General features: G+C 71.2%; 13 protein-coding genes. All 13 read right to left on the bottom strand.

Going from position 1 to position 14,033, the window contains the following annotated elements:
* Positions 1 to 28 precede the first annotated feature (28 nt).
* The 13 genes from ACEPPI_RS10705 to ACEPPI_RS10645 all read right to left on the bottom strand — a co-directional run bounded on the left by ACEPPI_RS10705 (position 29) and on the right by ACEPPI_RS10645 (position 14,032).
* Positions 29 to 850 (bottom strand): xanthine dehydrogenase family protein subunit M, encoded by an 822-nt coding sequence (locus ACEPPI_RS10705; RefSeq protein WP_373914991.1) that lies wholly within the window; start codon positions 848 to 850, stop codon positions 29 to 31.
* The gene (locus ACEPPI_RS10700) at positions 847 to 3,375 is read right to left on the bottom strand and encodes a xanthine dehydrogenase family protein molybdopterin-binding subunit (RefSeq protein WP_373914990.1); all 2,529 of its coding nucleotides are present in this window, start codon (positions 3,373 to 3,375) and stop codon (positions 847 to 849) included. The genes ACEPPI_RS10705 and ACEPPI_RS10700 overlap by 4 nt, the downstream gene beginning before the upstream one ends.
* Positions 3,376 to 3,380: 5 nt before the next feature.
* On the bottom strand, positions 3,381 to 3,908 hold the full coding sequence (locus ACEPPI_RS10695) for a (2Fe-2S)-binding protein (RefSeq protein ID WP_373914989.1): 528 nt from the start codon (positions 3,906 to 3,908) through the stop codon (positions 3,381 to 3,383).
* Positions 3,899 to 4,519, bottom strand: coding sequence for an NADPH-dependent F420 reductase (locus ACEPPI_RS10690; RefSeq protein ID WP_373914988.1), 621 nt, complete (start codon positions 4,517 to 4,519; stop codon positions 3,899 to 3,901). Before ACEPPI_RS10690 ends, ACEPPI_RS10695 begins: the two co-directional genes overlap by 10 nt.
* Before the next feature lie 36 nt (positions 4,520 to 4,555).
* Positions 4,556 to 6,040 (bottom strand): aldehyde dehydrogenase, encoded by a 1,485-nt coding sequence (locus ACEPPI_RS10685; RefSeq protein ID WP_373914987.1) that lies wholly within the window; start codon positions 6,038 to 6,040, stop codon positions 4,556 to 4,558.
* Positions 6,041 to 6,065: 25 nt separating this feature from the next.
* Positions 6,066 to 6,806, bottom strand: a complete 741-nt coding sequence (locus ACEPPI_RS10680) for a type 1 glutamine amidotransferase domain-containing protein (protein ID WP_373914986.1) — start codon at positions 6,804 to 6,806, stop codon at positions 6,066 to 6,068.
* 69 nt (positions 6,807 to 6,875) lie between these two features.
* Positions 6,876 to 7,622 carry a MinD/ParA family protein gene (locus ACEPPI_RS10675; protein ID WP_373914985.1) on the bottom strand — a complete coding sequence of 249 codons (747 nt, stop codon included), beginning with the start codon at positions 7,620 to 7,622 and terminating at the stop codon, positions 6,876 to 6,878.
* Positions 7,622 to 8,881, bottom strand: coding sequence for a PP2C family protein-serine/threonine phosphatase (locus ACEPPI_RS10670; RefSeq protein ID WP_373914984.1), 1,260 nt, complete (start codon positions 8,879 to 8,881; stop codon positions 7,622 to 7,624). The genes ACEPPI_RS10675 and ACEPPI_RS10670 overlap by 1 nt, the downstream gene beginning before the upstream one ends.
* Positions 8,863 to 9,318 carry an anti-sigma regulatory factor gene (locus ACEPPI_RS10665; RefSeq protein ID WP_266841494.1) on the bottom strand — a complete coding sequence of 152 codons (456 nt, stop codon included), beginning with the start codon at positions 9,316 to 9,318 and terminating at the stop codon, positions 8,863 to 8,865. The genes ACEPPI_RS10670 and ACEPPI_RS10665 overlap by 19 nt, the downstream gene beginning before the upstream one ends.
* 29 nt (positions 9,319 to 9,347) lie before the next feature.
* Complete coding sequence (locus ACEPPI_RS10660; RefSeq protein WP_266837856.1) at positions 9,348 to 9,659, bottom strand: STAS domain-containing protein; 312 nt, start codon at positions 9,657 to 9,659, stop codon at positions 9,348 to 9,350.
* A 26-nt stretch (positions 9,660 to 9,685) separates the two neighbouring features.
* A complete protein-coding gene (gene glgX, locus ACEPPI_RS10655; protein WP_373914983.1) occupies positions 9,686 to 11,830 on the bottom strand; it encodes a glycogen debranching protein GlgX in 2,145 nt (714 codons plus the stop codon).
* The gene (locus tag ACEPPI_RS10650; protein ID WP_373914982.1) at positions 11,827 to 12,171 is read right to left on the bottom strand and encodes an STAS domain-containing protein; all 345 of its coding nucleotides are present in this window, start codon (positions 12,169 to 12,171) and stop codon (positions 11,827 to 11,829) included. The genes glgX and ACEPPI_RS10650 overlap by 4 nt, the downstream gene beginning before the upstream one ends.
* Before the next feature lie 37 nt (positions 12,172 to 12,208).
* Complete coding sequence (locus tag ACEPPI_RS10645; RefSeq protein WP_373914981.1) at positions 12,209 to 14,032, bottom strand: AGE family epimerase/isomerase; 1,824 nt, start codon at positions 14,030 to 14,032, stop codon at positions 12,209 to 12,211.
* Position 14,033 lies beyond the last annotated feature (1 nt).

Below are 14,033 nucleotides of genomic sequence, written 5' to 3'. Positions count from 1 at the left end.
TCCCCTCCTCCTGGTGCCCGGCGGGCGGTCAGGCGGTGATCCGGGCCGCCCTCGCCAGCGCGCGGGCGGTGAGCACGCCCGCGAGGTGTCCCAGGTATTCGGCCGAGGTGCCGCGCCCGGGGACGAACAGCTCCCGGGGCTCGGCGCGGAAGGCGGCGAGCACCGCCTCCGTGGTGTACGGGCCGCCGCGCAGCCGGTCCTCGACCCCGCGCAGGCGCAGGGCGCGGGGGGTGGCTCCGGTGACGGCGATCCGCGGCCCGTCGGCGGTGATCCGTACGGCGGCCGCGCACAGCGGGTAGCGGGTGGCCCGGTCGGCGGCCTTCTCGAAGGCGGCGGCCGGGCCGGCGGCGGGCACCAGCAGGGCGGTGAGCACCGATCCGGCGGGCACCCCGCCGGCGGTGAACTCCTCGGCGCCCACCCGGGTGCGCCCGCCGGGGCCGGCCAGTTCCACCTCGGCGCCGGCGGCGAGGGCGGCGACCGGCAGGTCGGTCGGCCGGTCCGGGACCGCCAGGTTGCCGCCGGTGGTGCCGAGGTTGCGGACCTGGGGGTCGCCGTTGGCGCGGGCCGCGGCGGCCAGCTCCGGCGCCCCGTCCCGCACCAGGGGGTGCGCGGCGAGTTCGGCGAGGGTGGTCAGGGCCCCGACGCGCAGGGTCCCGTCGGCGCCGGAGATCCCCCGCAGCTCCTCCAGGTGGCGTACGTCGACCAGCAGCCGGGCCCGGTCGGTTCCGGCGCGCAGGCCGGGCAGCAGGCTCTGGCCGCCGGCCAGCACCCGGGCGCCGGGCCCGGCGAGCAGGTCCAGGGCCTCGTCGAGGCCGAGGGGGCGGACGTAGTCGAATTCGGTGAGGATCACTGCGTCTCTCCCTGCAGGCGGCGCCACACCTTCTCGGGGGTGAGCGGCATGTCGATGTGCCGGACGCCCAGGTCGGAGAGGGCGTCGACGACCGCGTTGACCACCGCGGCGGCGGGCGGCACGGTGGCGATCTCGCCGGCCCCCTTGGCGCCGAGCGGGTTGTGCGGGGAGGGCGTGACGGTCCGGTCGAGGGCGAAGAAGGGGACGTCGGCGGCGCGCGGCAGGGCGTAGTGGTTCAGGTCGGAGCTGATCAGGATGCCGTTCTCGTCGTACTCGGCCGCCTCCATCAGCGCCTGGCCGAGGCCGTGCACGATGCTGCCCTCGATCTGGCCGTTGACGATCTTCGGGTTGCCGATGTTGCCGGCGTCGTCGACGGCGGTGTAGGCCACCACCTCGGTCTCCCCGGTGAGTTCGTCGACCTCGACGACGGCGACGTGCGTGCCGAAGGGGTAGTTGAAGTCCGGCGGGTCGAAGTGCGTGGTCTCGTCGAGGGCCGGCTCGATCTCCGGGGGCAGTCCCCAGCCGTACCACATGGCCATGGCCAGGTCGGCGAAGCTCTTGGTGTTGTCGGGGTTGCCGTCCTCGTGGACGGCTCCGCCCCGGTAGACGACCTTGTCCTCGGGGACGCCCAGGAAGACGGCTCCGGCCCTGACCAGTTTGGCCTTGATCTTGCGGGCGGTGAGGGCGACGGCGGGGGCGGCCATGCTGTAGGAGCGGGAGCCGTAGGTGCCCTGCCCGTAAGGGGCCTTGAGGGTGTCCCCCTCGTACACCTGGACCTGGGAGGGGTCGATGCCCAGCTCGTCGGCGGCGACCATCGCGAAGACGGTGTGGTGGCTCTGGCCGGTGGAGGCGGAGCCGACGGTGACGGTGACCTCGCCGGTGGGGTGGACGCGGATGTTCGCGCTCTCCCAGGTGCCGCCGAGCATGCCCTCCTTGGACATCCGGGTGGAGGGGCCGACCCCGCAGATCGCGACGTAGGTGGCGATGCCGACGCCGAGCCGCTTGCCGCGCGTACGGGCCTCGGCCTTGCGGGCGGGCATGTCGGCGTAGCCGGACAGTTCGATGGCCCGGTCGAAGTTCGGCAGGTAGTTCCCGGAGTCGTAGGTCCAGCCCAGACCGTTGTCGTACGGGAACTCCTCCTTCGGCACCAGGTTCTTGCGCCGGACCTCCGCCGGGTCCATGCCGATCTCCCCGGCGTAGCGGTCGACGAGGCGTTCCATCAGGAAGGCTGCCTCCGCGCGCCCGCTGCCGCGCTGGGCGCCGAGCGAGACGGTGTTGGTGAAGGCGGCGTAGACCTCGCAGAAGGCCGCGGGGATCTCGTACATGCCGGTGATGGAGCGGCCCATCAGGGCGGTGGCGACGCCGGGGCCGATGGTGGAGGGGTAGGCGCCGAGGTTGGCGTAGCTGGTGCAGCGCACGGCGGTGATGCGGCCGTCCCGGGTGCCGGCGAGGGTGACGTGCTGGCGGTGGTCACGGCCCTGGACGGTGGAGTTCATCAGCCCGGTGCGGGTGTCCACCCATTTCACGGGCCGGCCGAGCGCCTTCGACAGGAGCAGAACGAGCGGCATGTCGGGGTAGAGGTAGCCCTTGGTGCCGAAGCTGCCGCCGACGGTGGGGGCGATCACCCGGAGCTTGTTGAAGGGGATGCCGAGGACCAGGGCGGAGAGCAGGAAGCGGTGGTTGTGCGGGCCCTGGGTGGTGGCGTAGAGGGTGTACTCGCCGGTGGTGGCGTCGTAGTCGCCGACCGCACCGCGCGGCTCGATGGGGCTGTTGATGGTGCGCTGGTTGACCAGGTCGAGCTCCACCGTGACCTCTGCTGCGGCGATGGCCGCGTCGGTGCGGTCCTTGTCGCCGCAGGTCCAGTACGCGTTCAGGTTCCCGGGGACGGCCTCGTGCAGCTGCGGCGCGCCCTCGGCGAGGGCCGCGTCGGCGCGGGTGACCACGGGCAGCGGCTCGTACTCGACGGAGATCGCGGCGAGCGCGGCGGCGGCCTGGCGCGGGGTCTCGGCGACGACCACGGCGATGGGGTCGCCGACGTGGCGGACGGCGTCGCCGGTGAGGACGGGGCGGGCGCCGGGCAGCCCGTAGGGGTGGGGCGGGAAGTGGCTCTCGACCCCTCCGGGGATCCAGATGCAGGGCAGCGGCATCACGTCGGTGAAGTCGGCGGCGGTGGCGACCTTGAGGACGCCGGGCATCTGTTCGGCGGCCTTGGTGTCGATGGAGAGGAGCTTCGCGTGGGCCACCGGGCTGCCGAGGATCGCCATGTGGGCGGTGCCCGGCAGGTCGATGTCCGCAACGTACGTGGCCTCGCCGCGCAGGAGCTGCGGGTCTTCGCGGGCGTCCATCGGCTGCCCGAGGACGGCGTGCTCCGCGGGCTCGGCGGCGGTCGCGGGCGGGGCGTCCTGCACGGCGATGGCGTCCCGCACCGGCGCGGCGTCCTGTACGGCGGTGGCGTCCCGCACGGCGATGGCGTCCCGCACCGGCGCGGCGTCCTGTACGGCGGTCTCCCCCGTCACTGCGGTCATCTCCCTCAGCCCTCCCGTCCGGGCGCGCCGGCCGCGGCCGTTCCCGCCGCCTCGGCGGGGGCGGGGGCGCAGGCGCGCTGTACCCCGCGGACCACGCTGTGGTAGCCGGTGCAGCGGCACAGGTTGCCGGTGAGCCACTCGCGGATCTCGGGCTCGGTGGGCGGCTCGCCGCCGGCGGTGTTCTCGACGAGCTCGCCGAGGGCCATGACCATGCCGGGGGTGCAGAAGCCGCACTGGGTGCCGTGCTCCTGGCGCAGGGCCTCCTGGAGGCCGGTCAGTTCTCCGCCCCGCTCCGCCACGCCCTCGATGGTGGCGACCTCGGAGCCGGCGGCCGCGGCGGTGAGGATCAGGCAGCTCTTGACCGACCTGCCGTCGAGCCGGACCACGCAGGTCCCGCACGTGCCGGTGTCGCAGCCGACCTTGGTGCCGGTGAGCCCGAGTCCGTCGCGGAGCCGCTCCACGAGGAGTTCGTTGGGCCGCGCCGCGAACCGCTCCGGTCTTCCGTTCACGTTCAGGTTCAGGTTCAGATCCATGCGAGCGCCTGCGCTTCCGTGAGCGACCGGTTGTAGAGGGGACCGCCGGGCTGCTGGAGAATTCCTCCGGAGTGCAGCGGGCCGGTGTCGACGGGCACGAATCCGAGGTCCGTGATGATTCCCGCGACGATTTCCTTCGCCTTCACGTCGTCGCCCGCCGTGAAATGGGCCAGGCGCTCGGACGGCTGTCGTCCGGGGGCGGTCCCGGCGACGGCGAGGGTCTCGAAGTACATGGTGTTCAGGGATTTCACGATCCGGGCACCGGGATACCACTCGGCGACCAGTTCGCTGGAGCCGCGGCCCGCCGGGTCGGCGGCGCCCCCGGGGCCGTTGAAGGCGTTGGTGGCGTCCACCAGCACCTTGTCCTGCACCACGTGCGGGGGCAGCAGCCCCCGCACGGTGGTGAAGGGCACCATCAGCACCAGGAGGTCGGCCTGCCCGGCCGCCTCGACGGGGCGTCCCGCCGCGGCGGCGGGTCCGAGCTCGGCCAGCAGCGGGGCGAGCGATCGCGGCCCGCGCGCGTTGGCGAGGACGACCTGGTGGCCCGCCGCCACGAGGATCCTGGCGAGGGTCGAGCCGATCCGCCCGGTGCCGATGACGCCTGTCCGCATGAGGACTCCTCGATCGGGGGTCCGGCCGGGTGGACCTCAGTCCATTCCGATCCAGACCGACTTGGTCTGCGTGTAGCTCTCCAGGGATTCCGGTCCGCACTCGCGTCCGTAGCCGGAGGCCTTGTAGCCGCCGTAGGGCACGGAGGGGTCGTACTGGTTGTAGCAATTCACCCAGACCGTGCCCGCCTTGATCTGCGAGGCGACCCGGTGGGCCCGCCGCAGGTCCTTGGTGTGGACCCCGGCGGCGAGGCCGTACGCGCTGTCGTTGGCGATGCGTACGGCGTCCTCCTCGGTGTCGAAGGGGATGATCGACAGGACGGGTCCGAAGATCTCCTCCTGGGCGATCCGCATGGAGTTGTCGACCCCGGTGAAGACGGTCGGCAGGAAGTACAGGCCCCTGCTGGAGGCGCCCTCGGGGGTCCAGCCGGCGCCTCCGGTGCGCAGGACCGCGCCTTCCTTCTCGCCGACCTCGATGTAGGAGCTGACCTTGTCGAACTGGCCCTGGTGGGCGAGTGGTCCGAAGAGGGTCCCGGGGTCGCGCGGGTCCCCGGGCTTGAGGTCGGCGGCCCGGCGCACCAGGCGTTCGACCATCTCGTCGTGGATGGGGCGGTGCAGCAGCAGCCGGGAGCCGGCGGTGCAGATCTCGCCCTTGTTGTAGTAGATGCCGAAGAAGGCGAGTTCCTCGGCGGCGTCGAGGTCGGCGTCGGCGAAGACGATGTTGGCGGACTTGCCGCCGAGTTCCATCGTCACCTTCTTCAGGGTGCCCGCCGACTTGCGGATGATCGACTGGCCGACCGCGGTGGAGCCGGTGAAGGCGATCTTGTCGATGCCGGCGTGGCCCGTGAGGGTCTCCCCCAGTTCCACGCCGGGACCGGTGATGACGTTCAGCACCCCGTCGGGGATCTCCGCCTCCTGGAAGAGTTCGGCGATCTTCAGGGCGGTGAGCGGGGTGGCCGGGGAGGGCTTGTGGACGACGGTGTTCCCCGCCGCGAGGGCCGGGGCGATCTTCGTCATCGACAGCAGGAGCGGGAAGTTGAAGGGGGTGATGGCGCAGACCACGCCCAGCGGTTCGCGCAGCGTGTACGCGAGCTGTCCGCCCGCCGGGGCCCGGGAGGACCCGTCGACGCGGGTGACCGCGCCGGCGTAGTAGTGCATCAGCTGGGCGGCCATGGGGGCGTCGACGGTGCTGGAGAAGGCGAACGGCTTGCCCATGTCCACCGTCTCCAGCAGCGCGATCTCCTCCAGGTCCCGCTCGATCAGTTCGCCGACGCGGTTGAGCCGCAGCGCGCGCTCCTGGGCGGAGAGCCGGCTCCAGGGACCTTCCTCGTAGGCCGTGCGGGCCGCGGTGACGGCGGCGTCGGCGTCGGACGCGGAGGCCTGGGCCACCGGAACGATCTCCTGTCCGTCGATCGGGCTGACGTCCGGTTCGGTACGGCCGTCCCGGGCGGGGATCCATCTGCCGCCGATGAACAGCTTCCCGGGGTTGGCCAGAGGTCGGTCGCTGAGCACGCGCTGGGTCATGGCTGCACCTTCCGGTGTCGCGGGGCTAGCCCTGGTCGAGCTGCTTCAGGAACGTCTCGGCGAGGGCCTTGGAGGAGTACGGGTTCTGGCCGGTGGTGAGCCTGCGGTCCACCACCACGTGCGAGTCCCAGATCGCTTCGGCCTTCTCGTAGCGGGCGCCGAGTCGGGTGAGTTCGGCCTCCAGGATCAGCGGGAGCCGGCCGGCCATGTTGGTGACCAGTTCCTCGGCGTGCGAGAAGGCGGTCATCCGGTAGCCCTCGAACGGCCAGCGGCCCTCGCCGTCGCGCAGGGACAGGAGCGCGGTGTGGCCGTGGCAGACGGTGGCGAGCGGCTTGTCCCGGTCGATGGCCCAGCGCAGCAGCTGGGCGAGTTCGTCGGACTTGGGCAGGTCGCCGATGGCCCCGTGGCCGCCGCTGATGTAGATGCCGTCGTAGTCGGCGATGTCCTTCTCGCCGAGGGTTTCCAGGGCGATGGGGTGCTGGAGCCGGGGGGTCTGCCCTATGACGCGGACGTACTCGGCGGCGTTGGCCGCGTCCTCGTCCGGGGAGCCTTCGGGCCGGACCCACCGCAGGAAGCCGGGGTCGATGCTGGTCCGGTCGACCGTGGGCGCCCGACCCCCGATCGTCGCCACGTCCACGGCGTGGCCGGCGGCCCGGAAGAGGGTATAGGGAACGACGAATTCCTCGGCCCAGAATCCCGAGGGGTGCTGTTCCCCGTCCAGGAGATGAAGCGTGGCCTTTGCCGTCATGACGACGAGAATCTTCATGATTCTCTCCTTGTTCTGGATTCGCTGCCGATTCAACACGCCCCCTTCCAGGGGCGTAAGGGGTGGACGTCAGGCCCGCGATACTTCGTCACGTGCGTCCAACGCCGAGAGGATCGCGCGGAATTCACCGACCAGGGGATGGTCGGGAAGGGCTTCCGCAAATATGCGCTCCCCGTACAGGGTGGCCATTTGTGGCACGTACGGGAGAATTCCGGCCAGCGGAGCCCCGTAGACCTCCTCGGCCCGTCGGCGGACGCTCTCCCGGTCGACGCCCTCGGGGGCCATGCTCAGTACGAGGGCCCGTCGGCAGGCCAGCCGCCCGGCCAGGGCGATGGTCTCCTCGACCCCGGAGAGGTCGACGCGGTCCGCCCGCGCCATGATCAGGACGATGTCGGCGCTGCCCAAGGCGGTCACCGACTCGTTGTTCAGTCCGGCGTGCGTGTCGAGCAGCAGCACGTCGAGCGCGAACCGCTGTGCCAGCCGGTCGAAGCCCTCCGGGAGCAGCCCCACGTCGTACCCGGTGGTCATCAGCTCCCGCAGGGCCGCCGTGCCGGACCGGGCCGGTACGACGTACAGCCCGGGCAGGAGGGTGCGGCGGGCCGCGGCCTCGATCTCGCAGCGGCCCAGCAGGTAGTCGGCCAGCGAGCCCGGACCCGGTCCGAGCCCGAACAGCAGGTCGAGGGTCGGCGACTGGAGGTCGGTGTCGACCGCCCCCACCCGCAGTCCCCCGGCGGCCAGCAGGACCGCGAGGTTGGCCAGCACTGAGGTCTTCCCGGTGCCGCCGCGGTGCGAGTGCACCACGATGGTCCGGGTCATCACGCCACCACCCGGTAGCCGTCGCCGGCCACGTGCGGCCCCCGCGCCGCACGTGGCCGGTGCAGGGCCAGCATGGTCACGTCGTCGTGCTGTTCGGCGGTCCCGGTGTGGCGGCGCACGGCCAGGTCCATCCGGTCCACCACGTCACGGCCGCTCGCCGGGGGGCCGGTGAGCAGTTCCAGCATCCGTTCGTCACCGAGGAAGCTGCCTTCGGGGCAGCGGGCCTCGGGTACCCCGTCGGTGAACACGAACAGGGTGTCGCCCGGGTCCAACTGGGCGTAGCCCAGGGTGTAGACGCAGTCGGGCAGCACGCCGACGGCCGGTCCCGTCACGTCGAGCGGCCGGGGCAGGGCGCCCTCGCCGGAGAGCAGCAGCGGCGGGTTGTGGCCGCCGTTGATGTAGACGAGGCTGCCGGTGAGCGGGTCCAGGACGCCGAAGAAGAGGGTGGCGAAGTAGCCCTGGCGCAGGTGGTTGCGGGTGAGGTAGCCGTTGGTGGCGGTGACCGCGTTGAGCAGCGGGGTGGCGCCGACGACCGGGGTGCGGCGGCTGCCGCCGGTGCGGCCGGCCGCCATCAGGTGCTGGAGTCCGCTGTTCTCGGCGGTGTGGCGCAGCAAGGAGCGGATCAGGGCCATGAAGAGGGCGGCGCCGACGCCCTTGTCGCAGACGTCGGCGACGACGACGGCGAGGCGCCGGCCCCGGGAGAGTTCGAAGACGTCGTAGAAGTCCCCGGCGACCTGACGGGCGGGGCGGAAGCGCACGTCGATCTCCCAGCCCTCGGGGACGGGCAGTGATTCGGGCAGGAAGCCGGCCTGGATCTCGCGGCCGATCTCCAGTTCCTTCTCGTATCCCATGAGTTCGGCGCGGGCGTCGGCCTCGCGCAGGGTGCGGCCCAGTCCGGCCCGCTCGGAGCAGCTGTGCAGCCGGGCGCCGACGAGGGCGGGCAGGAAGGGCGGGACGAGGTAGTCGTGGCCGAGGCTGACGTGCCGCTCCAGTGCGGCGAAGGCCGTGACGGTCCAGACGACCACGACGGGGGCTCCTGCCCGGCGGCGCAGCCGGCGCACGGCGCTGCGCACCGCTTCCCCGTCGGCCTCGGCGGGGGCGAGCAGCACGTCGGCGGGGGGCAGGGCCTCCAGTCGGCCGAGCAGCAGTTCGGACAGCGTGCGGGTGACGAGTTCCGCGTCCATCAGCCGGAGTGCTTCGAGCAGTTCGGCGGGTGGCGGCGGGTTCGCGTCGAGGATGATCACGGTGGTGGAGGGCATGCGTCCGTCCCCTCGGCCTTGACGGTCAGCGTGCTGATGTTGCGGCCGTCCCTGCGGGCGTAGGCGTACGTGTCCACGCTGGTCAGGGCCAGGTGGATGCCGAGGCCGCCGACCCGCCGCCGTTCCGGGGGGATCCCGGGGGCGGGGGGCAGGCGGCCTTCGACCGGGTCGAACGCGGGGGCGGTGTCCTCGATGACGATCCGCACCCCGTCGGGACCGCAGCGGCCGCGGACGGTGATCCGTCCGTCGCCGCCCCGGTACCCGTGCATCACGATGTTCGTGGCCAGCTCGTCCACCGCCAGCCGGATCCGGTACGTGGCCCCTTTGCCGAGGCCCGCCCGGCCGGCCAGCAGCAGGACGAACGCGGCGATCTCGCCCAGTGCCCCCACGGTGGCGGGCACCTCCAGCACGGCGGGCTTCCTCGCCAGTCCGACCATCTCACTCACCGTGCGGGCGGCCGTGGTGCTCAGCCATCGGACAGCTGGATGCTGCGGTCGAGGCCCGCCGTGCGGATGGTCCGGGAGACGGGCTCGATGGCGCCGACCACCTTGATGGTGACTCCGGAGCCCACCTTCTGCTGGGCGAAGACCAGGGAGCGCAGCCCGGCGCTGGCCATGTAGCCGACCCCGGCCATCCTGATCTCGACGGTGCCGGTGCCGTGACCGGCGGCCTTCTCGATCGTCTGGTGGAAGTCGGGGGCGGTCTTCGCGTCCAGCTCGCCCGTCAGTTCGATCACGGTGGTGTCGCCCTCGATGCTCAGGGACACGGAAAGCGGCATGTCAGGTCTCCTTCGGTCGGGGCGGCTCAGTCGTCCCGGGGGTCGGGGTCGTTCGCGCGGCCGACCAGGATCACGACCGAGCGCGGGCCGATCAGGTACTTGCCGGCGTTGTCCAGCTCCTGTTCGGTGCCCGGGGTGCGGATGTCGTGCGGTGCCTCGGCGCCGGTGTCCGCGAACAGGTGCCAGCTGCGGCCGCCGGGCAGCGCGGGCAGTTCCAGGTCGTGCGGCTCCCAGTGGGAGTTCATGGCCACGTAGACCACGTCCTCGTCGCCGACGCCGCAGCGGGCCACCGCCAGCAGCCGGCTCTCCGCCGACCAGTCGGGCTGCCAGGCCCGCTCCCCGTGCCAGCTGATGTCCGGCAGGCCCAGGCTGTCGCGCAGCCGGCCGGTGGGGTGCGAGGTGGAGCGCAGCTCGCGGTGGTGCCCCCGGAAGGCGATCATCTCCCGGGTGAACCGCAGCAGTTCGGCGTTCTCGTCGACCTGGTCCCAGTCGAACCAGGAGAGCTCGTTGTCCTGGCAGTAGGTGTTGTTGTTGCCCAGCTGGGTCCGCGCGACCTCGTCCCCGGCCAGCAGCATCGGGATGCCCTGGCTGGTGAAGAGGATCGCGAGGGCGTTCTTCATCTGGCGCAGCCGCAGCGCGTTCACCTCGGGGTCGTCGGTGGGCCCCTCGGCGCCGCAGTTCCAGCTGGCGTTGTCGTTGCCGCCGTCGTTGTTGCCCTCGCCGTTGGCCTCGTTGTGCTTGTCGTTGTACGAGACCAGGTCGGCCAGGGTGAAACCGTCGTGCGCGGTCAGGAAGTTGACGGAGGCCGAGGTCCCCCGGCTGGAGTAGAGGTCGGGCGAGCCCGCGATCCGGGTCGCCAGCTCTCCGGTGACCCCGGGGTCGCCCTTGAGGAAGCTGCGCACGGTGTCGCGGTACTTGCCGTTCCACTCCGCCCAGCGGCCGTAGGCCGGGAAGTTGCCGACCTCGTAGAGGCCGCCCGCGTCCCAGGCCTCGGCGATGAGCTTGGTGTGCCGCAGGACCGGGTCGAAGGCGAGCAGTTCCAGCAGCGGCGGGTTGGGCAGCGGGGTGCCGTCCGCGGACCGGCCGAGGATGGCGGCGAGGTCGAAGCGGAAGCCGTCGATGTGGTAGTCGGCGACCCAGTGGCGCAGGCAGTCGAGCACGAAGTTGCGCACGACGGGGTGGTTGCAGTTGACCGTGTTGCCCGTACCGCTGAAGTTGAAGTAGTACCCCTCCGGCGTGAGCATGTAGTACGTGGCGTTGTCGAGGCCCTTGAAGGAGATGGTCGGGCCCAGCTCGTTGCCCTCGGCGGTGTGGTTGAAGACGACGTCGAGGATGACCTCGATGCCGGCCGCGTGCAGGTCCTTGATCAGGGTGCGGAACTCGTCGCCCTGCATCCCGTAGCGTCCGGTGGCCGCGTAGCCGGCCTTCGGCGCGAAGAAGGAGACGGTGTTGTAGCCCCAGTAGTCGTAGAGCCTCTCGCCGGTCTCCGGGTTGGCCCGCGGGTTGTCGCTCTCGTCGAACTCGAAGACGGGCAGCAGCTCTATGCAGTTGACCCCGAGCTCCTTCAGGTACGGGATCTTCTCGCGCAGCCCCGCGAAGGTGCCGGGGGCGGTGACCTGTGAGGAGGGGTGGCGGGTGAAGCCGCGCACGTGGGTCTCGTAGACGACGAGGTCCTCGGCGGGGATCCGCAGCGGGGTGTCGTCGCCCCAGTCGAAGTCCTGGAGGCAGACCCGCGAGCGGTACTGATAGCCGCGGCTGCGGTCCGGTTCCACGCCCCACACGTCGCGGCCGGCGATCAGCCGGGCGTAGGGGTCGGAGAGGACCTGCCGGGCGTCGAAGCGGTGTCCGGTGGCCGGGTCGAAGGGTCCGTCCGCCCGGTAGCCGTACTCGATGTTCTCGTGGTCGAGGCCGAAGACGGTCATGGCGAAGACGCTGCCCGTGCGGAATTCCTCGGGGAACTGCAGCTCGGCCATCGGCTCGGGCTCTCCGCGCTTGAAGATGACCAGGGTCATGGAGGTGGCCTGGTCGGAGAAGACGGAGAAGCTGACCCCGCCCGGGACCACGTTGGCCCCGAACGGGAACGGCTTGCCGGCGCGGACGCGGTACCCGCCCACTTCGTGGGTCGGGTACGCGTCCACCCGCAGCACCTGGTCGGAGGAGGTCTCGCTCATCGCGCGACCTTGGCCCTGGCCGCGGCGGCCGCGGCCTCGCCGGTCTCGAAGAAGTCGAGGAAGCCGGTGGCCGACATGACGAACCGGACTTCCTCGCTCACCCCGTACAGGGTGACCGCGACGCCGACGTGCTGCGCCTCGCGGTAGACGACGAGCAGGGTGCGCAGGCCCGCGCTGGACACGTAGGTGACGGCGGTCAGGTCGATGCGCAGCGGCCGGCCCTCGCGGACCAGCGGCAGGAGTGCCTGGAGCAGGGCACCGGAGGTCTCGCTGTTGATCTCGCCGGTGGCGACGAGCACGGTGCCCGACTTGTTCCGGCGTTCCTTCACGGTCAGAGTCATTGCATTCCCCTCATGTTGGGGCGCCCCCCGTTGAGCGCTACTTCCGGTTCACCGGCCGGAGCCGGACCTTGACCTTGACCCGTCCCTGGACGTCGGGGAGGTGGACGGTCAGCTCGTCCGCGTCGAATTCCTCGTACGGCTTCTCGTCGATCTCCACGGACGCGATCCGCACCGAGCCCGCGGGCAGCAGGTCGGGTGAGACGCGCAGGGTCCGGCCGGGCAGGTCGGTCGGGTCGGGCTGGAAGTGGAAGTCCATCTCCCGGCCGTTGACGAGCAGGTTGTTGTAGACGGCGGCGAGGTAGCAGAGCTCCGCCGAGTGGTACATGGACATCGAGTGGCTGCCCTTGAGCCGCTCGGTGCCGAGCAGGTACGGCGTGCCGCTGGCGAGCACGTTGAAGTACACGGCTCCCTCGTCGTGGTCGAGGAAGAAGGTGTTGTAGAAGGCCTGCGCCTGCCGGGCCTCGCGCAGGTTCGCGTCGCCGCCGACCGTGCCGCCCAGGATGAGGTAGGCGAGGATCGCCTGTTCCTGCTGCCACCAGGCCTTGCGGTCGTGCCAGGCGAAACGATACGTCTCCTCGTCCCCCCGCTTCACCCGCTCCACCACGTCGTACCAGCCGCCCCGCTGGACGTCGCTGCCGACGGCCGGCATGATCTGGCCGATCTTCCGGGCCAGCTCCTCGTAGGCCGGCTTGGCCTTCAGGGAGTTCATCCGCATCAGGTTCCAGGCGATCTTGAGGTTGTGCCCGACGACCGCGCGGTTCTGCTGCCAGCTGTGCGCGGTGTCGTGCGACCAGTCGCGGAAGAAGCGCTCCTGGACGAACGGGCTGTTCTTGTAGTCCGGGAACCGGTCCGCGATGGTGTCGAAGGTGTACTCCAGGAAGTCGGCGTACTTCTGCTCGCCGGTCGCCAGGTACAGGTTGATCAGGTACGCGGGCGCGTGGTCGCCGACCGAGTTCCAGTTCTTGCGCTCGGCGTTCTCGCCCAGCGACTCGTGGTCGGGGCTGAAGAGGATCGGGTCGATGTGCGAGTAGTAGCCGCCCTGCTCCTCGTCCTTGAAGAACTTGTCGAAGAGGCGGATGGTGGCGTCCGCGTCGTTCCTGATCCGGGCGTCACCGGTGACCCGGTAGGTCTGGACGGGGCCGGCCAGCGCGTAGATCTGCTCGTACATCGGGATCGCGTCGTAGTCGTCGGAGAACTCCGAGGTGAACAGCTTGCGCTCGCTGTCCCCGTCGACGCTGATGCCGTGGTACCAGAAGACCACGTCCTCCTCGGTGTCGACGACCCGCATGTGCTTGCGCAGGTACTCGGTGCCGCGCTCGGCGATCTCCAGGTACTCGTCCTTGCCGGTCAGCAGGTAGGCCGAGGCCATGCCGTAGACCAGCCGGGAGATCGTGTCGGTCTCCTGGACGTGGCTGGCGGTCTTGTCCCCGCCGAGACGGATCTCGGTGCGGTACTGCGTGAAGTCCACCGGCCCGTCGCCGAACTGGGCCCGCTTGTAGAAGTCGGCCAGCGACTCGATCTGCTTGATCCACCAGCCGGTCTCCTCGAACCGGTAGTCCTCGGCCCCGCGGCCCAGGAACACCAGCCGCTTGGCCTCGAACCGTCCGTCCCCCTCCGGGTAGTGGACCCCGTAGGCGAAGAGGAAGCGGCCCGGGGAGAGCATCTCGTCGATGTGCCCGGAGGCGTCGATGTACGGCTCGTCCAGGTTGCGCACGAGCTCGGCACTGGGGTCGCCGGCGAGGGAGACCTCGAACTCGCGCTCGTCCGCGGTCTTCAGGCGCAGCAGTCGCGCCCCGGAATCGAAGCGGACGACGTAGCCCGCGATCGTGTCGGAGAAGGAGAAGCCGGGCGTGCCCGCCATG

Origin of the sequence: Streptomyces sp. AB3(2024), assembly GCF_041862025.1 — a bacterium.
GTDB lineage: Bacteria > Actinomycetota > Actinomycetes > Streptomycetales > Streptomycetaceae > Streptomyces.
The sequence above is the reverse complement of the archived record's forward strand: the minus strand, read 5'-3'. Positions and strand labels throughout refer to the sequence as shown.